The organism is Chelativorans multitrophicus (assembly GCF_011317445.1).
GTDB classification, from domain to species: Bacteria; Pseudomonadota; Alphaproteobacteria; order Rhizobiales; family Rhizobiaceae; genus Chelativorans; species Chelativorans multitrophicus.
The window spans coordinates 407516-429662 of the sequence record NZ_JAAAPL010000001.1 but is presented as its reverse complement, the minus strand read 5'-3'; the positions used below and the strand labels follow the sequence as shown (position 1 = coordinate 429662).

At 60.5% G+C, this 22147-nt stretch carries 17 protein-coding genes; 9 read left to right on the top strand and 8 right to left on the bottom strand.

Annotated features, from left to right (window positions below; translation table 11 throughout):
- Positions 1-183 precede the first annotated feature (183 nt).
- From GNP00_RS02185 to GNP00_RS02170, 4 genes are all read left to right on the top strand, one after another.
- On the top strand, positions 184-1209 hold the full coding sequence (locus tag GNP00_RS02185; protein ID WP_425482943.1) for an amino acid ABC transporter substrate-binding protein: 1026 nt from the start codon (positions 184-186) through the stop codon (positions 1207-1209).
- Between the two features lie 108 nt (positions 1210-1317).
- Entirely contained in the window at positions 1318-2508 is a 1191-nt protein-coding gene (locus GNP00_RS02180; protein WP_011580453.1) for an amino acid ABC transporter permease, read from the top strand.
- An 11-nt stretch (positions 2509-2519) separates the two neighbouring features.
- Entirely contained in the window at positions 2520-4016 is a 1497-nt protein-coding gene (locus tag GNP00_RS02175; protein WP_011580454.1) for an amino acid ABC transporter permease, read from the top strand.
- Between the two features lie 11 nt (positions 4017-4027).
- Positions 4028-4831 carry an amino acid ABC transporter ATP-binding protein gene (locus GNP00_RS02170; protein ID WP_011580455.1) on the top strand — a complete coding sequence of 268 codons (804 nt, stop codon included), beginning with the start codon at positions 4028-4030 and terminating at the stop codon, positions 4829-4831.
- Between the two features lie 47 nt (positions 4832-4878).
- Here the strand turns inward: GNP00_RS02170 and GNP00_RS02165 are convergent, their stop codons facing one another.
- Positions 4879-6078, bottom strand: coding sequence for an FAD-dependent monooxygenase (locus tag GNP00_RS02165; protein ID WP_011580456.1), 1200 nt, complete (start codon positions 6076-6078; stop codon positions 4879-4881).
- Positions 6075-6320, bottom strand: a complete 246-nt coding sequence (locus tag GNP00_RS02160) for a zinc-finger domain-containing protein (protein WP_011580457.1) — start codon at positions 6318-6320, stop codon at positions 6075-6077. Before GNP00_RS02160 ends, GNP00_RS02165 begins: the two co-directional genes overlap by 4 nt.
- Positions 6321-6579: 259 nt before the next feature.
- Here GNP00_RS02160 and GNP00_RS02155 point away from each other — a divergent pair, with 259 nt between their 5' ends.
- The gene (locus GNP00_RS02155) at positions 6580-8784 is read left to right on the top strand and encodes an RNA degradosome polyphosphate kinase (protein WP_041545213.1); all 2205 of its coding nucleotides are present in this window, start codon (positions 6580-6582) and stop codon (positions 8782-8784) included.
- A 4-nt stretch (positions 8785-8788) separates the two neighbouring features.
- Complete coding sequence (ppx, locus tag GNP00_RS02150; RefSeq protein WP_011580459.1) at positions 8789-10309, top strand: exopolyphosphatase; 1521 nt, start codon at positions 8789-8791, stop codon at positions 10307-10309.
- Here the strand turns inward: ppx and rnd are convergent, their stop codons facing one another.
- Positions 10310-11488: a ribonuclease D gene (gene rnd, locus GNP00_RS02145; protein ID WP_011580460.1), complete on the bottom strand. Its 1179-nt coding sequence runs from the start codon at positions 11486-11488 to the stop codon at positions 10310-10312.
- Positions 11489-11679: 191 nt separating this feature from the next.
- On the opposite strand from rnd, the gene aspS reads away from it, so the two are divergent.
- Positions 11680-13464 carry an aspartate--tRNA ligase gene (aspS, locus tag GNP00_RS02140; protein WP_011580461.1) on the top strand — a complete coding sequence of 595 codons (1785 nt, stop codon included), beginning with the start codon at positions 11680-11682 and terminating at the stop codon, positions 13462-13464.
- A 48-nt stretch (positions 13465-13512) separates the two neighbouring features.
- Here aspS and GNP00_RS02135 read toward each other — a convergent pair whose 3' ends face one another.
- Positions 13513-14703 (bottom strand): AsmA family protein, encoded by a 1191-nt coding sequence (locus GNP00_RS02135; RefSeq protein WP_011580462.1) that lies wholly within the window; start codon positions 14701-14703, stop codon positions 13513-13515.
- Between the two features lie 215 nt (positions 14704-14918).
- Here GNP00_RS02135 and parC point away from each other — a divergent pair, with 215 nt between their 5' ends.
- The gene (gene parC, locus GNP00_RS02130; RefSeq protein WP_011580463.1) at positions 14919-17171 is read left to right on the top strand and encodes a DNA topoisomerase IV subunit A; all 2253 of its coding nucleotides are present in this window, start codon (positions 14919-14921) and stop codon (positions 17169-17171) included.
- 96 nt (positions 17172-17267) lie between these two features.
- On the opposite strand, the gene GNP00_RS02125 is transcribed toward parC, so the two are convergent.
- Positions 17268-18701: a DUF6600 domain-containing protein gene (locus GNP00_RS02125; RefSeq protein WP_157038035.1), complete on the bottom strand. Its 1434-nt coding sequence runs from the start codon at positions 18699-18701 to the stop codon at positions 17268-17270.
- 315 nt (positions 18702-19016) lie between these two features.
- On the opposite strand from GNP00_RS02125, the gene GNP00_RS02120 reads away from it, so the two are divergent.
- Positions 19017-19499 carry an SRPBCC family protein gene (locus GNP00_RS02120; RefSeq protein WP_011580465.1) on the top strand — a complete coding sequence of 161 codons (483 nt, stop codon included), beginning with the start codon at positions 19017-19019 and terminating at the stop codon, positions 19497-19499.
- 68 nt (positions 19500-19567) lie between these two features.
- Here the strand turns inward: GNP00_RS02120 and GNP00_RS02115 are convergent, their stop codons facing one another.
- The 3 genes from GNP00_RS02115 to hemB form a co-directional block, all read right to left on the bottom strand.
- The gene (locus GNP00_RS02115) at positions 19568-20317 is read right to left on the bottom strand and encodes an arginyltransferase (protein WP_011580466.1); all 750 of its coding nucleotides are present in this window, start codon (positions 20315-20317) and stop codon (positions 19568-19570) included.
- A 164-nt stretch (positions 20318-20481) separates the two neighbouring features.
- Entirely contained in the window at positions 20482-20940 is a 459-nt protein-coding gene (locus tag GNP00_RS02110) for an RDD family protein (protein WP_011580467.1), read from the bottom strand.
- 71 nt (positions 20941-21011) lie between these two features.
- Complete coding sequence (gene hemB, locus GNP00_RS02105; protein ID WP_425482942.1) at positions 21012-22019, bottom strand: porphobilinogen synthase; 1008 nt, start codon at positions 22017-22019, stop codon at positions 21012-21014.
- Between the last annotated feature and the right edge of the window lie 128 nt (positions 22020-22147).

The window sequence follows — 22147 nt, the reverse complement described above, 5'->3', positions numbered from 1 at the left end:
TTCCTAAAGCGTGCCTTAACAAGGCGGGAATGTACCTCATATGCGCGTAAGCTCTTGACCGGCGTCGATTTATTAAATTTGATGGGGCGTGCTTGGGAGAAGAAGCCGGTGCTTGCGAGGGCAGAACCTCGGCTTCTGCACGCAATTGGGGATAAGCCCTGCCTGCTAAGAAAAGGGTCAACAATCATGAACAATCTCATCAAGGCGCTGCTTGGCACAGTCGTAATCGCCTCCGCCGTCATTCCGGCCTCAGCAGCAACTCTGGACGACGTGAAGAACAGGGGTGCGCTGCGTTGCGGCGTCAATACCGGCCTACCGGGGTTCGCATTTCAGAACGATCAGGGAGATTGGCAGGGCCTGGATGTCGATTACTGCAAGGCCGTTGCTGCTGCGGTATTCGAAGGCGATGCGACCAAAGTTCAATATTCGCCCCTGTCAGCAGTGCAGCGCTTTCCTGCCCTGCAGAATAACGAGGTGGATCTTCTTGCCCGCAACACGACCTGGACGATGAACCGGGACACGGCGCTGGGTCTGAATTTCGTAGGCGTGAACTACTATGATGGGCAGGGCTTCATGGTGCGGCAGGACCTGAACGTGACCTCCGCCCTGCAGCTTTCTGGCGCTACCGTATGCGTTCAAAGCGGCACGACGACCGAGTTGAATCTGACCGACTATTTTCGCGCTAACAATATGGAGTTCAATCCGGTCGTCATCGAACAGCAGTCGGATGTAAACTCCGCTTACGAGCAGGGACGCTGTGATGTGTTGACGACCGACGCATCGGGCCTCTATGCCAGCCGCCTCGAACTTTCCAATCCCGACGACCACGTCGTGCTGCCTGAGATCATTTCCAAGGAGCCGCTTGGGCCGGTCGTACGCCAGGGTGACGAGCAGTGGTTCGACATTGTGAAATGGGTCCACTTCGGCCTGATCAATGCCGAGGAACTGGGGGTGACCCAGGATAATGTCGAGGACATGGCCGCAAATTCCGAGAACCCGGACGTTCGCCGGCTTTTGGGAGCTGATGGCACTTTTGGTCAGGATGTTGGTCTTACGAATGACTGGATGGTCAACGTAATCAAGGCCGTGGGCAATTATGGCGAGATATTCGACCGCAATGTCGGGCCAAATACGCCGCTCAAGATTCAGCGGGGCCTGAATGCATTGTGGACCAAAGGCGGCTTGCAATACGCGCCACCGGTTCGCTGAGCAGATGAGCACAAGCCGCGGCGCGGCTGAGTTCGCGGCTTCCCTGTAAGCCAAAGCGTGAGCCGCCGTTTCTTTTGGATGGCTCACGACTCGGCGTAGGCAAATCGCATGACGATCGATACCTCGAGTATTTCGTTGTCGCATGAGCGCATAGGGCTCATGCGAAACCCCAGAACGCGTGGCCTCATTATCCAGACCGTGTTGATCATCGCCATTTTGGCCTTTGCCGCATGGCTCATCAACAATACGGTGAACAACCTAACGCGCGCGAATATCGCCTCCGGATTCGACTTTCTTTCCGCCCGCGCCGGTTTCGATATCGGGCAAGTGCCGATCGCTTATTCCGCCAATTCCAGTTATGGGCGCGCATTGCTGGTGGGCATCACCAACACCGTGATTGTCGCGGGGGCCGGTATCGTGCTTGCCACGATCGTTGGTTTCGTCATCGGCATCGGCCGCCTGTCGCGCAATTATCTCGTGCGGGGCCTGAGCACCATTTATGTCGAGACGTTCCGCAACGTGCCGCCGCTTCTGGTGATCCTGTTCTGGTATTTCGGCGTCCTTTCCGTGCTGCCATTGCCGAGGGAAGCGCTGGAACTGCCATTCGGTGCATATCTCTCAAACCGTGGCCTGCAGATGCCTGCCGCGCGGTTTGAGCCGCTGGCGGTGTGGACGCTTGCCGCCTTCGCACTCGGTATCGCCGCTGCAGTCCTCCTGTCGCGGCGGAATAAGCTTCGCCAGATGCGGACGGGTGAGCGGCAATCGATTCTGTGGCCGGTTCTCGGCCTTATCTTCGGGTTGCCGCTGATCGTTTTTGTGGTCACCGGCCTGCCTGTCAGCTTCGAGGCGCCTCAAGCAACGCGTTTCAACCTGGTGGGCGGATGGCAGATCAGGCCGGAATTCCTGTCGCTTTTCCTGGCGCTCTCCTTCTACACCGCCGCTTTTATCGCGGAGATTATCCGCGCCGGCATTCTGGCCGTTTCCAGAGGGCAGACGGAAGCAGCATCGGCGCTGGGGCTCACGCGGCGGCAATCGCTTAGGCTCGTTGTTGTCCCGCAGGCCTTCCGTGTCGTGATCCCGCCACTGACGAGCCAATATCTCAACCTGACCAAGAATTCCTCGCTCGGTCTGGCGGTCGGCTATCCCGAACTCGTCGCGGTCGGCTCGACCGTATTGAACCAGACCGGCCAGTCCGTGGAGGTCGTGGCGATCTGGATGGTTGTCTATCTGGGGCTGAGCGTCGCCACCGCGGCCTTCATGAACTGGTTCAACGCCCGCGTGGCGCTTGTGGAGCGATAGGGGGCCGCGCGATGGAAGAACAGGTAGCAGCCTATGTCGCCCGTGAGCAGAAACAGCCGCTGCCGCCGCCTCCGAGCGAATTCGGCATCGTGGCCACTTTCAGGAAAAACCTTTTTGCCACCCCGCTCGATTCAGTGATCACCATCGTGCTGGGGCTCTTCACCGCCTGGGCAGCCTGGCGGCTTATCCAATGGGGAATTTCAGCAGCGGTTTTCACGGGTGGCAATCGGGAGGCCTGCCTGGCGACCGAGGGCGGGGAAGTTGGCGCGTGCTGGGCGTTCGTTCGCGCCAAGCTTGGTCAATTCCTCTACGGAATTTATCCTTTGTCGCAGCGCTGGCGTGTGGATCTTGTCTTTATCCTTCTCGTCGCCCTGATGTTGCCTCTTGCGATCCCGACTGCCCCCTTCAAAAGGCTGAACGCCGTTCTGCTCGTACTCGTGCTTCCTTTTGTGGCGCTGGTTCTGCTTACCGGCGGCAATATCGGGATCAATGGTGGATGGGTGGCATTTCTTTTCACCCTGGCTGCCTTCGCCTCGCGTGTATTGGCTGCCGGCAATGTGAAGGCATCACCGAACCTGTTGAAGACGGCGGGCAGTCTCGCACTGCTCGCGCTGGTCGTGCTCCTGGCCGCAAATTTCGTTTCGAGCGGTCGAGTGACGCTTCTGGATTTCCGTTTCTCCACCCTTTCGCTTCTCGCTTTCCTGCTGGCGATCGGCTCCATCGCGGCGAGCATCCTTTCGGCACTCCGCGCGGGAGAGCCGCGCCATGCTTCGCCCCTGCGGGTTCTTGCGCCGCCGCTCCTATCGGCGGTTTTGATAGCGGTGCTTGCTGCTGATTTCGGTCTCCAGCATGTTCCCACAAGTCAGTGGGGCGGGCTGATGCTTACCTTGGTGGTGGCGCTTACCGGAATCGCCGCCTCGCTGCCGCTCGGCATCCTGCTGGCGCTGGGCAGGCGCTCGCATCTTCCCGCCGTGCGGCTCTTCTCGATCATCTTCATCGAGTTCTGGCGCGGTGTTCCCCTGATTACCGTTCTCTTCATGTCGGCTTTCATGATCCCGCTGCTTCTGCCGGAGGGCGTGACCTTCAACCAGTTGCTCAGGGCACTGATCGGCGTCGCGATCTTCTCCGCGGCCTATATGGCGGAGGTCATTCGCGGGGGGCTGCAGGCTATTCCGAAGGGCCAGTATGAAGGCGCGGAGGCGCTGGGCCTCGGCTATTGGCAGATGATGCGGCTCGTGATCATGCCGCAGGCGATCAAGCTCGTGATACCGGGGATAGTGAATACCTTTATCGGCCTCTTCAAGGACACGAGCCTCGTTTACATCATCGGCCTTGCCGATCTTCTGGGAACAGTGCGCCGCGGCTTCTCGGATCCGAACTGGATCACGCCGACAACCGCAGCGACGGGCCTCGTATTTGCAGGTTTCGTCTATTGGCTCTTCTGCTTCGGCATGTCGCGCTACTCTATGTTCATGGAACGCCGGTTCGACACCGGTCACAAAAGATGAGGGAGAACACGATGTCGGCTGAAAATCTCACCGCTGCCGAGGGCATCCAGTTAGACCCTTCCAAGCTCAAGGTTTCGGACACGGAGGTCGCGATCGAGATTGTCGGAATGCACAAGTGGTACGGCGACTTTCACGTGCTTCGCGACATAAATCTCAAAGTGATGCGGGGCGAACGTATCGTGGTCTGCGGACCGTCCGGTTCAGGCAAATCAACGATGATCCGCTGCATCAACAGGCTCGAGGACCATCAGAAGGGCAAGATTGTCGTCGATGGCATCGAACTCACCAATGATTTGAAGAAGATCGACGAGGTGCGCCGCGAGGTGGGCATGGTTTTTCAGCACTTCAACCTGTTCCCGCATCTGACGATCCTCGAAAACTGCACGCTGGCGCCGATCTGGGTGCGCAAAATTCCGCGCAGGGAGGCGGAAGAGGCCGCCATGCACTATCTGACGCGCGTGCGCATTCCAGAGCAGGCGAACAAATATCCAGGACAGCTTTCAGGAGGGCAGCAGCAGCGTGTCGCGATTGCGCGCGCGCTTTGCATGAACCCGCGCATCATGCTCTTCGACGAGCCCACCTCTGCCCTCGACCCCGAAATGATCAAGGAGGTGCTCGACACGATGGTGGACCTGGCGCAGGAAGGCATGACCATGATCTGCGTCACGCATGAGATGGGCTTTGCTCGCCAGGTGGCAAACCGCGTGATTTTCATGGATCAGGGGCAAATCGTCGAACAGAATACCCCGGAACAGTTTTTCGAACACCCTCAACACGAGCGCACGAAACTGTTCCTCTCACAAATCCTTCACTGAAGCAGGCTTCTTTGAGGGCTCAGGCGTTTCGGAGCAGACGGCGGCCATTATTGCTGCCTGAGGGCATCATATCCGTAAAGCCAGTCCAGATCGGCAGCCAGGCTGCTTTCGCTCTTGAGCCGCAGCACGAGGTTGCGGGCGCGGGCGATCAGGCCGCCAGCGTGCCAGACAAAGCGGTTGAACTCGCCGCGTCTTGCCACGCGCAGCATGCGCCGTTTCCGCCGGTGCTCGAAAGCGGCAAGTGCGGCCGGCTGATTGCCGCCCGCCACGAGAGCTGCGAGCGTGGCGGCATCCTCGATAGCCATTGCCGCGCCCTGTGCCGCATATGGGCTTAGCGCGTGCGCGGCATCGCCGATGAGGGCCAACCCGCGCGGATCAATCCAGCGGCTTTCGCTCTGCACTTCATGTATCGGCCAGGCGGTCCAGGCGCCGGCCTCCCGGATTAACGCCGAGAGGGCGGGGGCAGCTTTCACTGTCTTCCCCAAAAGGTGGTCCGTGTCGGCGGCATTCGCCCAGCCGCGCCCGACCTCCTCGCCGCGGGCCACCAAAACCAGATTGGTTACGGCACCGCCGCGCAGGGGATAGGAGATAAGGTGAAAATCGGGGGAGAGGAAAGCCGTGACCGCGTTGGGTGCCAGCACCGCTTTGATTGGATGAGAAATCACGGCGCGATAGGCCACGTAGCCGGTGAAATTGCTGGGCTTGCCGCCGGTTAGCTGCCGCAGTCCAGACCAGACGCCATCGGCGCCCACCAGGAGATCGCCTTCAACCTCGTGCTGCCTTTCCTGTTCCTGCACCAGAGCGGTTACGCCACCGGGACGGAAATGCGCGTCGCGCAGCTCTGCGCCCGTCCTGAGGGTGACTTCCGGTATCTGCTGGACCCTTTCAACGAGCACGCGTTGCAGGTCTGCCCGGTGTATGACCAGATAGGGCGCGCGCCAGCGCATTTCGGCAGCAGATCCAAGCGGCACTTTCGCCTGGATGGAAAGATTTGCCGCATCCTTGAGAAGGATCGCCTCCGGCCGGACGGCATATCGCTCCAGATCATCCAGCACGCCAAGGCTGTGCAGGATGCGGGTTGCATTGGGCGAAAGCTGCAGGCCCGCGCCCACTTCCTCCAGCTTCTCCGCACGTTCGAAGACGACGACGGAAAACCCCTTGGCGGCAAAGGCGAGGGCAGCCGTCAACCCGGCAATGCCTGCGCCGGCGACAAGAACCTTACGGTCATCCGCCGCCTTTTGGATCACGCCACCTCTGAGGTGTAGAGACAGTCGGCCGGCACGCTTTCCTCGCCCTTCAGGGCCGGGTTGTAGCGATAGAGCGTGGAGCAATAGGGGCAGACGCGCTCGTTGTCATCGCCCATATCGAGGAAGACATGCGGATGGTCGAAAGGCGGCTTGGCTCCGACGCACATGAATTCCTTGGCGCCGATCTCGATCGACGGGTATCCATTGGTGTTGTGAAAATGCGGTGTCGCGTGGCCGGCCATGATAATCTCCGCAGGCGCTTCAAAGCTGTCGCGCTGGGTTTGTAGGCATAATTGCCGTCTTTGCAAGCGGTGCTTTGACGGCAGTTCCTAGAATTTTGCCTCTCCTGGCCCGCATTTTGCGACCATTGTTCCACGGAGCTTCGGGGCTGCGGGAGAAAAGGGAAGCGTGAAGCATTCTGTGATATGAAACTGTCGTAAAATGCTGGCAACACATTATGTGTCGCGGGAGAAGACCGCATGGGTGGAGCAGCGGAACGCCATGAACGAGTTAAAGCCGGTTAAAACTGAATTTCCCAAAGTGCCGGAAGGCGAGGGGCAGATTGCGCTCACGAGCCCGGATCGCTTCGTCAACCGCGAGTTTTCATGGCTGCAGTTCAATCGCCGTGTGCTTGAGGAATCACAGAACCCCAGCCACCCGCTTCTGGAGCGCGTTCGCTTTCTTTCTATCTCGGCCGACAATCTCGACGAGTTCTTTATGGTCCGAGTGGCGGGACTTGCCGGCCAGGTTCGTCAGGGCATCCTCGAAAAGAGCGCGGATGGCCGCACGCCCGAAGAGCAGCTGGAGCATATCCTGCGTGAGGTGAGCCGGCTGCAGATCGAGCAGCAGCAAAGTTTCGCTCATCTTCTGGAGCTGATGAAGAAGCAGGGGATCGAGATCGTCGGGCCGGGCGCCTTGTCCCGGGAAGACCGTGCCTGGGTCGAGCAGCATTTTATGGATGAGATCTACCCGGTGCTAACGCCGCTTTCCATCGACCCGGCGCACCCGTTTCCCTTCATCCCCAATCTCGGCTTCTCGATAGCGCTCGACCTGCAGCACCTGTCGAATAAGGAGACCATGACGGCGCTGTTGCGCCTGCCGGTGACACTCCAGCGCTTCATCGCCTTGCCCGAGCGGCCGAGGCGCGTGCGCTTCATCGCGCTGGAAGACGTGGTGGAGATGTTCACCGGCAAGCTCTTTCCGGGCTATAAGGTGAACGGCTCCGGCACCTTCCGCATTATCCGCGACAGCGATATCGAGGTGGAGGAGGAGGCCGAGGACCTTGTCCGCTTTTTCGAAACGGCACTGAAGCGCAGGCGCCGTGGCTCCGTGATCCGGATTGAGTTCGAGCGCTCGATGCCGGAGGATTTGCGTGGTTTCGTGGCGACGCAACTGGGAGTGCCGGGATCGCGCATCAGCGTGCTGGAGCGGCCGCTTGCGATCAATCAGATTTCGGAGATCGTCAGGCTCTCCAGGGACGACCTCAAATTCCAGCCCTACAATCCGCGTTTCCCTGAGCGCATCCGCGAGCATGGCGGGGATTGCTTCGCCGCCATCCGCGAAAAGGATATGATCGTCCACCACCCCTACGAATCCTTCGACGTGGTGGTGCAGTTTCTGCGTCAGGCCGCGCAGGACCCGGATGTTGTGGCGATCAAGCAGACGCTCTATCGCACCTCCAATGACAGCCCCATCGTGCGCGCGTTGATCGACGCCTCGGAGGCGGGCAAGTCCGTGACGGCGTTGGTGGAGCTTAAGGCCCGCTTCGACGAGGAGGCCAATATCCGCTGGGCGCGCGATCTGGAGCGTGCCGGCGTGCAGGTCGTATTCGGCTTTTTGGAACTCAAGACACACGCCAAGATGTCGCTTGTGGTGCGCCGGGAAGATGGCCGCTTGCGGAGCTATGTTCATCTAGGCACGGGCAATTATCATCCGATTACGGCGCGGATCTATACGGATCTGTCGTTTTTCACCGACGATCCGGTCATCGCTCACGATGTGGCCAAGGTCTTCAATTTCATCACCGGCTATGCCGAGCCGGACGTGAAAATGAAGCTTGCCGTTTCTCCCTTCACGCTGAGGGACAGGATTCTGGAGCATATTCGGGCCGAGATCGAGCATGCGAAAGCCGGCAGGCCTGCGCAGATCTGGATGAAGATGAACGCGCTTGTCGATCCGCAGGTTATCGATGCCTTATACTGGGCAAGCCGAGCGGGCGTGGAGATCGATCTGGTGGTGCGCGGCATATGCTGCCTGCGTCCTCAGGTAACGGGGCTCTCTGAAAACATCCGCGTGAAATCCATTGTCGGGCGGTTCCTGGAGCATAGCCGCATTTATTGCTTTGGAAATGGTCACGGCCTGCCGTCGGACGAAGCGGTCGTGTACATTTCGTCGGCTGACATCATGCCGCGCAATCTCGACCGCAGGGTGGAGTGCATGGTGCCGATCACGAACCCGACTGTGCATGAGCAGGTTTTGGGTCAGATCATGCTGGGCAATATCATGGACAACCAGCAAAGTTTCGAAGTATTGCCTGACGGTACCTCCCGGCGGATGATGCCTGAGGAGGGTGAGGAAGCATTCAACGCCCAGGAGTATTTCATGACCAATCCCAGCCTGTCGGGTCGAGGAGAAGCTTTGAAGTCTCATGCGCCAAAGCGGATCGCCGCCTTCAAGCGGCGAAAAAAGGCTGTAGCCGTCGGCTAACAGCGTGGGCATTAAGACTTCGCAAGGTCGGCTTCAGGACCGGCGTCCCGTTTCGGTCATCGATATCGGCTCGAACTCCATCCGGCTTGTGATTTATGAGGGGATCGCACGCGCGCCGACCGTCCTGTTCAACGAAAAGATGCTCGCCGGCCTGGGGCGGAGGATCGTCACCACCGGGGAACTCGATCCTGAGGGCGTGAGCCGCGCAGTGGAGGAATTCCGCCGCTTCCGTGCGCTTTCCGATCAGGCAGGCGCCCAATCTTTGCATGTGGTGGCAACGGCCGCCGCCCGTGAGGCGAAGAACGGCCCGGACTTCATTCGCCGTGCCGAGGAGATCCTGGGGACCAGCATCAAAGTCTTGTCCGGTCGCGAGGAGGCCTATTATTCGGCGCTCGGCGTAATTTCCGCCTTCTATAAGGCTGATGGCATCGTGGGAGACCTGGGCGGGGGCAGCCTCGAACTGGTCGATGTGAAGGACCACTGCATCGGCGAGGGTATCACCCTGCCATTGGGCGGTCTCAGGCTTCGCGACATGGCGGGCGCGTCGTTGACGGCGGCATCTGATATCGTGCGCCAGGAGATCGCGCGCGCCTCGTGGCTCGACGGTGGGCAGGGCCGGGCCTTCTACTGCGTTGGCGGTACCTGGCGAAACCTCGCTCGGCTCCACATGTGCACCTCGCATTATCCGCTTGAGGTTATGCACAACTACGAAATGGACCCAGCCGGCTCCACTGCTTTCCTGAAGCGTGTCGCACGTGGCGATATCGAGAATATGCGGGGGATCGAAAGCGTCTCGAAAAGCCGCAGGGCCTTGCTTCCCTATGGAGCGACGGTGCTTTTGGAAATCATCCACGCCGCCAATCCGTCAAAGATCATCATCTCTGCCAATGGCGTGCGCGAAGGTTATCTCTATTCTCTTCTTTCCAAGGAGGATCAGGCAGCCGACCCGTTGATTTCCGCGGCGGAGGAACTGGCGCTTTTGCGCTCACGCTCCTTCACCCACGTCCATGAACTGGCCGAATGGACAGGAGAGGCATTCGCCGCACTCGGCATCGATGAGACTGAAGTCGAGGCGCGTTATCGTCGCGCCGCCTGCCTGCTGGCGGATATCGGCTGGCGCGCGCATCCGGAATATCGTGGCACCCAGTCCCTCAATATCATAGCCCATGGCTCCTTTATCGGCATCGATCATCCCGGTCGCGCTTTTATCGCGCTCACCAGCCTGTTTCGCCACGAAGGGCTGTTTGATGATGCGCTTTCACCGGAGATGCGCAAGCTTGCCACGCCTCTTTACGCCGAGCGGGCGCGCCTTCTCGGCGGCTTGATGCGTGTGGTTTATCTGCTCTCGGCTTCCATGCCGGGTGTCATTCCGCGGCTCAAATGGGAAAAAGGGACCGACGGATCCTTGGCACTCCTCATTCCGCGGGACTGTGCCAGCCTGATGGGCGAACGACCGCAAGGCCGCATGGCGCAGCTGGCCAAGCTCACGGGCAAGAGCCTCGTGCTGAAGGTGGCGAAAGACTAGCTATTCCGCCGCGCTGCGCATCTGGTCCGCGGGCGCGAAGGTTTCAATGCGACGGTTGGCGAAGCGCAGTGCGATCTCCCCGCGCAGGAGCTTGAGCGCCTCTTCGCCGAAAACCTCGCGGCGCCAGCCATGAAGCGCCGGAACCTGGGCCTTCTCGCCTTCAGCCGCGATCTTTTCGATGTCGTCGGTGGAAGCGAGCATTTTGGGAGCCACGCCTTCCTTCTCCGCCACGAGCTTGAGCAGCACCTTGATGAGCTCCGCCGCGGCCGCTGCTCCCTCCGGCGCGTGATGCGGCCTCGGCAGTTTTGGCAGTGCCTCCTTCGGCAGCGCCAGCGCGTCGTTCACCGCTTTGAGCAAGGCGGCTGCAGAGCCCGAACGTTCCCAGCCCCTGGGAACCGCTCTAAGGCGACTCAAGGCCGCGATGTCCCGAGGCTGCTGCTGGGCCACCTCGTAGAGGGCATCGTCCTTCATAATGCGGCCGCGCGGCACGTTGCGCTCACGTGCTTCGCGCTCGCGCCAGGCGGCGATGCGCTGGAGGATAGCCAGTTCGACGGGCTTGCGCGCGCGCATCTTGAGCCGTTTCCAGGCGTCGTCCGGGTGCGGGTCATAGGTCTCCCGCGCCGTCAGGACATCCATCTCCTCCTTCAGCCACCCCTCGCGCCCTCCGCGCTGGAGCTCGGTTGTCAGATGCGCATAAACAGGGATGAGATGCGTGACATCCGCCAGGGCGTAGCGAAGCTGTTTCTCCGACAGGGGCCGGTGCCGCCAATCGGTGAAGCGGGACGTCTTGTCGATGTGCTCGCCAGTGATCCTGAGCACGAGTTGGTCGTAGGAGATGCTGTCCCCGAACCCGCACACCATTGCGGCAACCTGCGTGTCGAAGATGGGGTGGGGAATGAGGCCGCCGCGATTGTAGATGATTTCGATATCCTGCCGCGCGGCGTGGAAAACTTTGACGACCTGCTCGTTCCCCATGAGACGGAAGAACGGGGCAAGATCCATTCCATCGGCTAGCGGATCCACCAGCGCCGTGACACCGGGGGCGGCCATTTGGATGAGGCACAGCTCCGGCCAGAATGTGGTTTCGCGGATGAACTCAGTGTCAACAGTGACGAAATCGGAGTTCTCGAGCGCGGCGACCGCATTTTCCAGCTCTGAGCGCGATTTGATCAGGTCCATGCATCTTCTTTAGGCGCTGGCGGCGCAAATGTGAAGAATTCCCTACAGCTTTCTTGCCTCGTCTGCCAGATGTGGCGGAGAATGGCTTCTGCGCCTTGACAAAAGTGGGCGCACATGCGCTTTTCGCGCGGTTTTTGGACGGGCAATCGGGCCCGCTTCCGGTCACCCTTTCAGGATACGGAATCGAAATAATGCACCGTTACCGCAGCCACACCTGCGAAGAACTGAGGCCATCGGATGTGGGCGGGACCGTCCGGCTATCCGGCTGGGTCCACCGCGTGCGCGATCATGGGGGTCTGCTCTTCATCGACCTGCGTGATCATTACGGCATCACGCAGATTGTCGCCGACCCGGATTCGCCCTCATTCAGCACGGCCGAGAAGCTGCGTAGCGAGTGGGTGATCCGCGTTGACGGTGAGGTCAAGGCACGCACGCCGGAAACGGTCAACCCGAATCTGGCCACTGGCGGTGTGGAGGTTTTCGCCCGCGAGATCGAGGTGCTGAGTCAGGCCAAGGAGCTCCCGCTGCCGGTCTTCGGCGAGCCGGACTACCCGGAGGACATCCGCCTCAAATACCGCTTTCTGGATCTCCGCCGCGAGACGCTGCACCGGAACATCCTCGCCCGCACGAAGATCATCGCGGAAATGCGCAAGCGGATGGCGGAATCCGGCTTCACCGAATTCTCGACGCCCATCCTGACCGCCTCATCGCCTGAGGGAGCCCGCGACTTTCTGGTTCCTTCGCGGCTTCATCAGGGCAAGTTCTACGCGCTGCCGCAGGCGCCGCAGATCTATAAGCAGCTCATCATGGTCTCCGGTTTCGATCGCTATTTCCAGATCGCGCCCTGCTTCCGCGATGAGGATCCGCGCGCCGATCGCCTTCCGGGCGAGTTTTACCAGCTCGACCTGGAGATGAGCTTCGTCACGCAGGAGGATGTGTTCTCCACGATGGAGCCCGTGATGCGCGGGATCTTCGAGGCGTTCGCCGAGGGCAAGCCGGTCACGCAGAAACTCCCGCGCATTCCCTATGACGAGGCGATGCGCAAATATGGCTCCGACAAGCCGGACCTGCGCAACCCGATCGTGATGGAGGAGGTTTCGGAGCATTTCCGCGGTTCCGGCTTCAAGGTTTTTGCCAATATCCTGGCAAATGACCCGAAAGCGGAAGTCTGGGCCATTCCCGCAAAGACCGGCGGAAGCCGTGCATTCTGCGACCGGATGAACTCCTGGGCGCAAGGGGAGGGGCAACCGGGCCTCGGCTACATCTTCTGGCGCAAGGAGGGCGATACGCTCGAAGGCGCTGGTCCGATCGCCAAGAATATCGGCCCGGAGCGCACGGACGCGATCCGCACCCAGCTTGGTCTCGGTGATGGGGATGCCTGTTTCTTCGTCGCGGGCGATCCCAAGAAATTCGTGGCCTTCGCGGGCGCCGCGCGTACGCGCGCCGGCGAAGAACTGAACCTTGTCGACCGTGATCGTTTCGAACTCGCCTGGATTGTCGACTTCCCGTTTTACGAGTGGAACGAGGACGAGAAGCGCATCGAGTTCGGCCACAACCCCTTTTCCATGCCGCAGGGCGGCATGGAGGCGTTGGAAAACCAGGAGCCATTGTCGATCAAAGCCTTTCAGTACGACTTGGTCTGCAACGGCTTCGAAATTGCGTCTGGCGGCATCCGCAACCACATGCCCGAACTGATGGTGAAGGCTTTCGAGGTTGCGGGCTTCGACCGGCAGATGGTGGAGGAGCGCTTCGGCGGCCTATACCGTGCTTTCCAGTATGGCGCGCCGCCCCATGGCGGCATGGCGGCGGGCATCGATCGCATCGTCATGCTGCTCAGGGGGGCCAAGAACCTGCGCGAGATCACGATGTTCCCCATGAACCAGCAGGCGATGGACCTGCTGATGGGGGCGCCTTCGGAAGCCACTCCGCAGCAGCTCCGCGAGCTGCACATCCGGCTCGCGCCGAAGCAGGATTGAGCGGACAGCCTGCGGTTTGAGAAATCCGCAGGCTCGTCCGAACGGGCGCTACTGGTTTGCCTTCACCGCGAGCCCGATCTGCTTCACGAGCATTTCCGGCGAGGCCATCGCGGCTGCGGCCAGCATCGCCAACGGCACCGGGTTTTCCGGTTTTGCACTGATTTCGATGTTTTCCGGGTTCTCCAGGAAGGTGCCGACTGCCTCGGCCACCGATTCGGCGGCCTCAGCGCCGAGATAGGGGCCGAGCTGCGCCGGAATGATGGCCTTGGCTTGTCCGATCAGCGCATCGGGCGTGCTGCCCATTTGTTCTGCCTGGTAGTCAAGCAATTTGCCAGTGAGCGAATTGTCGGTGAAGCGGATCGCCGTCCCATGGAAAGTGAGCTGCTGCAGGAGCCCCAGCATGGCCATGCCTTGTGCCGCCTGCTGCTGATCGCCCCGAGACTGGTCCATCTCCTTGGCAATCTCGGCGGCCGCCTGGATGAATTGCGGCGTATAGCCGCTGAGATCGAACAGGAAGCTTAGCGTTCCGGCATCATCGATGACCGCTTCGTAGCGGGAAAGCGTCAGACGCCCGTCCGAAGGCTGCCAGCGCCCCTCCATGGACGCGCTGCCGGTGATCTGCTGATAGCCGATATCCTCCAGCAGGCCGGCTGCATTGCCGCTTTCGACCATCGCCTGAAGATTGAGGCTGAAGGACTCCGCCGTCCCGTTGAAATCCACCGCGCTGTTGTCATCGGCGATCGTCAGGTCAGCGACGAGATTTTCGACGGTGGCGAGAGGGCCGTCTTCGTTCTCCACATCGATGCGAGCCACTGCCGCATGGTCGTAACGCATGAATCCGCCGAACGGATCGGACGCCTCGTCCCTTGGCAGCACCAATCCTTCAATCGTTGCCTCCTCCATGGAGATCGTCAGATCGCCTTCCTGCTGCTCGAAGGCGTCGAGCGCCAATCTGCCGACCCGGTATGTTCCGTCCGGCTCTTCCGTCACATCTTCCAGCGTGAGTTCGCCAAGGTCGAGACCGTCTCCACCTTCCGGGCCCTTCACAGCGGTCCCGCTGAGCGCCACATCATTCCCGTCCATGCGAGCATCTGTGTAGGTGAATTCGATCCCCTGCTTCGAAAGCAGCGCTTTTAGGCGTTCTCCGACAGCCTGCGCCTCGACAGCGAAGACATGGGAGGAACTCACTGTAACCAGAAGACTGGCGAGAAAGAGAGGGCGAAGGCGATGGGGTTGCATGGTGGTTCTCACATTTCATGGCTGCTCAGGAGCCAGCCTTATTGCGCGAAATTTGCGCCAGAAGATGACGGCGGCCTGAACCGCTGTCAATTTAGCCGCTTGAATATGATGAAGATCTTGCAACCGGCGGGGATCGGCAACCCGACCGTGGAAAGCCCCCTCTCGTGCCACAACGCGCACTTGTCCTGGGCGGCGATGTCCGTTAACCCCAACTCATGGGAAAAGAGGTACTTCCGCCCGGCAATGGTGATTCGGCGTCCCCGGTCGACCTGAAGAAGGCGCTCGAGGAGCGCTACCTGGCCTATGCGCTGTCAACCATTATGCATCGCGCGCTGCCCGATGTGCGCGATGGCCTCAAGCCCGTGCATCGGCGCATTATGCACACGATGCGGCTTCTGCGCCTCAATCCCGAGCAGGGTTTCGCCAAATGCGCCCGCATCGTGGGCGATGTGATGGGTAAGTTCCATCCGCATGGCGACCAGTCGATCTATGACGCGTTGGTGCGCCTCGCACAGCCCTTCGCCATGCGATATCCGCTGGTGGACGGTCAGGGCAATTTCGGCAATATCGACGGCGATAACGCCGCCGCCATGCGCTACACCGAAGCGCGGATGACGGAAGTGGCGGCGGAATTGCTCTCCGGCATCACGGAAGACGCGGTCGATTTCCGCCCGACCTACAACGAGGAGGACGAGGAGCCGATCGTGCTCCCCGGCGCCTTCCCGAATCTGCTGTGCAACGGCTCCTCCGGCATTGCCGTGGGCATGGCGACCTCCGTGCCGCCGCACAATGCGGCGGAGGTCTGCGACGCGGCACTCGCTTTAATCGACGATCCGGACGTGCCGGTCTCCCGGCTTCTCGATTTCGTGCAGGGGCCGGATTTCCCGACCGGCGGCATCATTGTGGAGGGCCGCGCCTCGATCCGCGAGGCTTATGAGACCGGCCGCGGCGGCTTCCGGCTGCGCGCGCGCTGGCACAAGGAGGACCAGGGCCGCGGCACGTGGAACGTGGTTGTTACCGAGATCCCCTATGGCGTGCAGAAGTCGCGGCTGATCGAGAAAATCGCCGAACTGATCCTGGCGCGCAAGCTGCCGCTTCTGGAAGACGTGCGCGACGAGAGCGCGGAGGACATCCGCGTCGTGCTCGTTCCCAAGAGCCGCGCGGTCGAACCCGAGCTTCTGATGGAATCGCTCTTCCGCCTGACGGATCTTGAGACGCGCTTCCCGCTCAACATGAACGTCTTGTCGCGCGGCAAGGTGCCTTCGGTGCTGTCGCTCAAGGACGTGCTGCGCGAGTGGCTTGATCACCGTCGCGAGGTGCTTGTCCGTCGTTCGCAGCATCGGCTGGCCGAAATCGAGAAACGGCTTGAGATACTTGCCGGCTATCTCGTCGCCTATCTGAACATCGACGAGGTGATCGGCATCATCCGTGAAGAGGATGAGCCGAAGCCGGTGATGATGGAGCGCTTCAACCTGACGGACAATCAGGCCGAAGCCATCCTCAACATGCGCCTGCGGGCCCTGCGCAAGCTCGAAGAATTCGAAATCCGCACCGAGTTCGACAAGCTTTCGGAGGAGAAGACGCAGATCGAGGCGCTGCTCGCCTCCGAGGCGAAACAGTGGAAGACCGTGCGCTGGGAGGTGGCGAAGGTTCGCCAGACCTTCGATCCGGAGAAGAATCCTGCTCTCGGCCGCCGCCGCACAACCTTTGGCGATGCGCCGTCGCACGATCTGGAGGACGTGCAGCAGGCCATGATCGAGCGCGAGCCGATCACGGTGATCCTGTCGGAGAAGGGTTGGCTGCGCGCCATGAAGGGCCATCTGACGGATCTTTCCACGGTGGTTTTCAAAGAGGGAGACAGCCTGAAGCTCTCTTTCCATGCCCAGACCACGGACAAGATCCTGCTCTTCACCACCGGCGGCAAGTTCTACACGATCGGCGGTGACCGTCTGCCAGGCGGGCGAGGCCACGGTGAGCCCGTGCGCATCATGGTCGACATGGAGAACGATCAGGCCGTCGTCACTGCCTTCGCGCATGATCCCGAACGCAGGCTGCTGATCGCCTCCTATGCCGGCAATGGCTTCATCGTTCCGGAGAAGGAAGTGGTGGCCAACACCCGTAAGGGCAAGCAGATCATGAACGTCAAAACGCCGGACGAGGCGCGGCTTTGCATTCCGGTTTCGGGCGATCATGCGGCGATCGTCGGTGAGAACCGCAAGCTGCTGGTCTTCCCGCTTGAGCAAGTGCCCGAGATGGTGCGTGGCAAGGGCGTGCGCCTGCAGCGCTATAAGGACGGTGGCATCGCCGATCTCAAGACTTTCGCGATCGCCGACGGCCTTACCTGGCAGGATTCGGCTGACCGCACCTTCACGCGCAGCAAGGACGAACTTGCCGAATGGATTGGCGATCGCGCTGCCGCGGGGCGAATGGCGCCCAAGGGCTTTCCGAGAACAGGCAAGTTCGGCTGAGCGGGAGTAAGCGAAAGACGGCCCGCCGTCCGGAACCGCCTGCACGGCTGAAATAAGAACCCCCGCTGCAGCGGGGGTCCTGGAACTATCGTTATTTTAACATTCGCCGGCTTCCCGCGCCTCCGGCGCGCATTCTTCCGCGGGAGCCTGTTCACCTTCGGCAGGAGCCTCCTCGGCGCCTTCCACTGGCGCCTCTTCGGCGCCCTCAGCAGGAGCCTCTTCGGCGCCCTCGGGAGCCTGCTCAGTCTCGCCAGCGGGCGCTTCCTGTTCGCCTGCTTCGGCGGGCTGCTCTTGCTCTGCCGGCGCTTCCTCAGCCTCGCCTGTAGGTTCCTGCGGGGCAGGCGCTTCTTCTGCGGGGGCTGCTTCTTCGGCCGGTGCCTGCTCCGCCTCCGGCTGGCTCTCTGCCGGCTGCTCCTCGGCGGGTTGTTCCTCGGCAGGCTGTTCTTCAGCGGGAGCTTCCTGCTGGTCGGCAGGGGCCTCCTCTTCGGCGGGCTGCTGGTCGGAAGGCGCTTCGGCCGTGGGTTCTTGGTCGGCAGGCTGCTCCGTGGACTCCTGATCCGCCGGTGTCTGCTCTGTTTCCTCGGCCGGTGCCTGCTCGGTTTCTTGATCCGTCGGCTCCGCGCCTTCAGCGGGCGCTTGTTCCGTCTCTCCGGCCGGAGCCCCCTCGCCTTGCTCCGATGTCGCCTCGCCGGTTGCCTCGATCTCCTGGCCTCTGGTCGGCGATTCCACCTGTGCGGCCTCAACCGCTTCCGCAGGGGCTGCATCCTGCTCAGCGGCGATCTCGCCGGTGAAGGCGACTACACCATCGCTTTGGGCAGCTTCAGCCGGGTCCTGGACCTCCTGAACCTGTGTGACCTCGATGTCCTCGTCCACATGCTGCTCGATGTAATCGATATCGATCACGTTGTTGACGACAATATTGTTTTCAACCTCGACCGGCCCCACCAGCTCGGTCCGCTGATAGATAACCGGCACCTCGTCCCGCGCGATGATCACGACGGCGAGATCCGGGGCAACGAACTCATTGACGGGCACGAATACCCAATAGCCTTCGGGCGGTTCGGCAGAAATTTCCACGCTGACGGCGATTCCATCGCCTTCGGGGGGCAGCGGCGCCCAGCCGACATGGTCATCTCCGCGCCGCCAGGAAACCCAGGCGGGTGCCCAGCGGGTTCCCGGTACCCAGAACCAGCCGATTTCCGGATCATAGCCCCAGCGGCCGTAGTGATAAACCGCCCAGGCAAAGGGTTCATCCGAAGCGAAATACCAGCCATACTGCTCCGTATAGACCCAGTGGCCATGGGAGTAGGGCACCCAGCTTGCATCGACATCAGTCGGCACCCAGACATATTGATGCCGAGGATGGCTGACCCAGGAACCATGGTCGGCCAAGCGGTCATAGAACACGCTGATGCTGACCTCAGCACCCTGCGCATGCGCCTCCTGGACGCCTGGAAAGACAATTTGGGGTGCAATCGATGGGGAAGATAAAAGCGCGACCGCAGCCACGCCGATAAGAAGCTTCTTCACGGCAGTATCCTCCAAAATTCTTCTGCCAGCCAACTAGGGAGAAGAAGATTTGTTCCAGCTCCTGCGCGTTTGGATGAAGATTGCGAACACAGAAAAAGAAGAGATGATACGGAAATTAGATTTGTTGAAGCCGTTGCGGAAATATAGAGGAATCAGATCAGATTTAGAAGGAAACTATGGTGGATGTGCTTTGAAAGGAGTGGGGTAGCCATTCGTGATGCCGCTTGGCGTCTCGGCGATGAATTTTTTTACGGCAGTTGTCGGGCCGGCCGTGAGAGTATCGTCCTTAGGGCCTAACCCATTTAGGAGTGTTTCATGACCGCCCAGCAAAATGTGAATCCCGCTGATGAGCGAGAGCTCGTGCTCACCAGGCTTTTCGATGCGCCGCGCGAGAAGGTTTTCCGCGCCTGGACTGACCCGGAGCTCATGAAGCAGTGGTTTGTGCCAAAGCCGTGGACGATCGCGTCAGTCGAGACGGATCTTCGGTCAGGCGGTGCAAGCTGCATCGTGATGCGCGATCCTGACGGCAAGGAGTATCCCAATAACGGGGTCTATCTGGAGGTGATCGAGAACGAGAAGATCGTCTTCACGGACGCCTATACGGTGGGCTGGGAGCCGACGCAGAAGCCGTTCTTCACCGCTATCGTCACCTTTGAGGATGAGGGCGGCAAGACGCGGTATACCGCGCGCGCTCGCCATTGGCGGATGGAGGACAAGAAGGCCCATGAGGAAATGGGCTTTCATGAGGGATGGGGCCAATGCGCCGATCAGCTGGCGGAACTTTTGAAGACGATATGAGGAAAGAATGAATGGTCAATAGTGAATGGTTGACATCGTCCTCTCCCGACGTTTGTCACTATTCACTATTACTCCACCCGTTCCCAGCCATTCGGCCCCAGATGCTCCTGCGGCGTGAAGCGCACTTTGTAGGCCATCTTGCGCGAGCCGTTGACCCAATAGCCGAGATAGACGTGGGGAAGGCCGGCGGCAGTCGCCCGCCGGATATGATCGAGGATCATGAACGTGCCGAGCGAGCGCTCCTGCATATCGGGATTGTAAAAGGAGTAGACCATCGACAGCCCATCGGCCATCTGGTCCGTCAGCGCGACGGCGATCAGCTCCCCTTCGCCCTTGCCGGTTATGAAGGAGTCGGGGCCGCGCCGGCGGTACTCGATGACTTTGGTATCCACATGGCTGTCCTCGACCATCATCGCGTAATCGAGCACCGTCATGTCTGACATGCCCCCGCGCCGATGGCGTGCATCGAGATAGGTGCGGAACAATGAGTACTGCTCGGTCGAGGGTTCTGCCCGATGGGCCGTGCCGATCAGATCGGAATTGAGCTTTAAAACCCGCTGCATGTTCTTCGACGGCTTGAACTGCTGGGCAAGGATGCGCACGGAAACGCAGGCACGGCAGGTTTCGCAAGCGGGCCTGTAGGCGATGTTCTGCGACCGCCGGAAACCTCCCTGCGTCAGCAGGTCATTGAGCTCCGAGGCCTTTGGCCCCACCAGATGGGTGAAGACCTTCCGTTCGAACTGTCCTTCGAGATAGGGGCAGGGAGACGGCGCGGTGAGAAAGAATTGCGGCGACTGCGTGGGATGATGCTGTGTCATGGTTGGCGGGCGTTTCTCCTGTGCCCCTAGCTATGGACCCGTGGCCAACTTGCCGAAAACACCGAACGCGGCCCCTCTCACTACAAGATCAATATAACCATGAACCGAAGATGAAAAAGGTCAATGGGATTGTTGTGGCGGCAGATCCCCGCCACGACTCCCCATTAATTCGTGCGCACGACTACGGTTCCAAGCAGAAGATCGTGGAGTGTCCGCTTGTAGCTCAGGAACCATGCAGCCAAAAGGATGAGCGGCGTGAGAATCGCGTTGCCGGCCCAGAAGAGAACCGTGTGGGCGACGGCAAGCATCCAGTCCACAGGCGCGCCGTCGAGCCGCTCCAGCCGAATGCCCATTACCCGCATCCCGATCGTTGCCTGCCGCGGCCCTCCCAGGGTCCAGGCGACATAGCAAAGCGCAGTCAGCGGGCCGAGAATGCCGAAGAGAAGCCAGCCAAGGCCGACCGTGAAGATGCCGAGAATAAATACGAAAAGCCCGACAGGAATAAGAAGCAGCCCGATCAGCAGGTAATCAATGAAGAATGCGATCACGCGCCGCGTCAGCACGCCGTCGAAGCTCCGCGCGCTGAAACGGTCCTCGCGGAGATCGATCGTTTTTGCAACCATAACAACGCCTTTCAAAAACGGGTCAAAGCTCAGCAGATGGGGACCCTACGGGCGTTTTCAAGTGAGTGCCGCTAAGCGCGTAAAAGTTGAGCTGCCTCCGGAGCGAAATACGTAAGGATGCCATCGCAACCGGCACGCTTGAATGCGAGCAGGGTTTCGAGCATGGCCTTCTCGCCGTCGAGCCAGCCATTGGCTGCCGCGGCCTTGATCATCGAATATTCGCCCGAAACCTGATAGGCGAAGGTGGGCATGGCGAACTCATCCTTCAGCCGCCTGATGATGTCGAGATAAGGCAGGCCTGGCTTCACCATCAGCATGTCGGCGCCTTCGAGCAGGTCCTGCTCGGCTTCGCGCACCGCTTCGTCGGAATTGGCCGGGTCGACGTAATAGGTTTTCTTGTCGCCCGTAAGCAGGGTTCCAGTGCCGATCGCCTCCCGGTACGGCCCATAAAAGACGGAAGCGAATTTGGTCGCATAGGACATGATCGCCACGTCCTGGAAGCCGTTGGCGTCGAGCGAGTCGCGAATTGCGCCGATCCTGCCATCCATCATATCCGATGGTGCGATTATGTCCGCGCCGGCTGCCGCTTGAAGCACGGCGGCCTCCGCCACTTGCGCCACCGTCTCATCATTGAGGATGACACCGTCGCGCAGGATGCCGTCATGGCCATGGCTGGTGAAGGGGTCGAGTGCAACATCCGTGATGATGCCGATCTCCGGCACGGCAGCCTTGATGGCGCGGCTGGCCTGATTGATGAGATTGTCCGGATCGAGAATGGCCGATCCGGTCACGTCCCGTTTTTTGATACCGATATTGGGAAAGGTCGCTATGGCCGGAATTCCAAGCTTCGCGGCCCGCTCGGCTTCGCGCACTGCAAGGTCGACCGAGTAACGGTAGACGCCGGGCATGGCTTCGACCGGGTCCTTCCGGTTTTCACCTTCCACCAGGAAGATCGGCCAGATGAGATCCTCCACCCTGAGGTGGTTCTCCTGCACCAGACGCCGCGACCAGGAAGCCTTGCGCATTCGCCTCAGACGCCTGCTGCCGGTGATCTCGTCGACACTGCGGATCGGGTCCATTTTGAGGCGGCTGAACTTATTCAAGGCAATACTCCTGTTCGTTGCGTTTTATCACGCTCGTGCGCCCGCGAACAACTGCGGGCGACCGAACGTTTTCGCCGCAGGAGATGAAAGGGAGAGACCGGATT

Bases quoted from the DNA above. Each gene is read 5' to 3' on its own strand.
- GNP00_RS02180 (WP_011580453.1), top strand. From the start codon at position 1,318: ATGACGATCGATACCTCGAGTATTTCGTTGTCGCATGAGCGCATAGGG.
- GNP00_RS02175 (WP_011580454.1), top strand. From the start codon at position 2,520: ATGGAAGAACAGGTAGCAGCCTATGTCGCCCGTGAGCAGAAACAGCCG.
- GNP00_RS02170 (WP_011580455.1), top strand. From the start codon at position 4,028: ATGTCGGCTGAAAATCTCACCGCTGCCGAGGGCATCCAGTTAGACCCT.
- GNP00_RS02160 (WP_011580457.1), bottom strand. From the start codon at position 6,320: ATGGCCGGCCACGCGACACCGCATTTTCACAACACCAATGGATACCCG.
- GNP00_RS02155 (WP_041545213.1), top strand. From the start codon at position 6,580: ATGAACGAGTTAAAGCCGGTTAAAACTGAATTTCCCAAAGTGCCGGAA.
- rnd (WP_011580460.1), bottom strand. From the start codon at position 11,488: ATGGACCTGATCAAATCGCGCTCAGAGCTGGAAAATGCGGTCGCCGCG.
- aspS (WP_011580461.1), top strand. From the start codon at position 11,680: ATGCACCGTTACCGCAGCCACACCTGCGAAGAACTGAGGCCATCGGAT.
- GNP00_RS02135 (WP_011580462.1), bottom strand. From the start codon at position 14,703: ATGCAACCCCATCGCCTTCGCCCTCTCTTTCTCGCCAGTCTTCTGGTT.
- parC (WP_011580463.1), top strand. From the start codon at position 14,919: ATGGGAAAAGAGGTACTTCCGCCCGGCAATGGTGATTCGGCGTCCCCG.
- GNP00_RS02120 (WP_011580465.1), top strand. From the start codon at position 19,017: ATGACCGCCCAGCAAAATGTGAATCCCGCTGATGAGCGAGAGCTCGTG.
- GNP00_RS02115 (WP_011580466.1), bottom strand. From the start codon at position 20,317: ATGACACAGCATCATCCCACGCAGTCGCCGCAATTCTTTCTCACCGCG.
- GNP00_RS02110 (WP_011580467.1), bottom strand. From the start codon at position 20,940: ATGGTTGCAAAAACGATCGATCTCCGCGAGGACCGTTTCAGCGCGCGG.
- hemB (WP_425482942.1), bottom strand. From the start codon at position 22,019: ATGGACCCGATCCGCAGTGTCGACGAGATCACCGGCAGCAGGCGTCTG.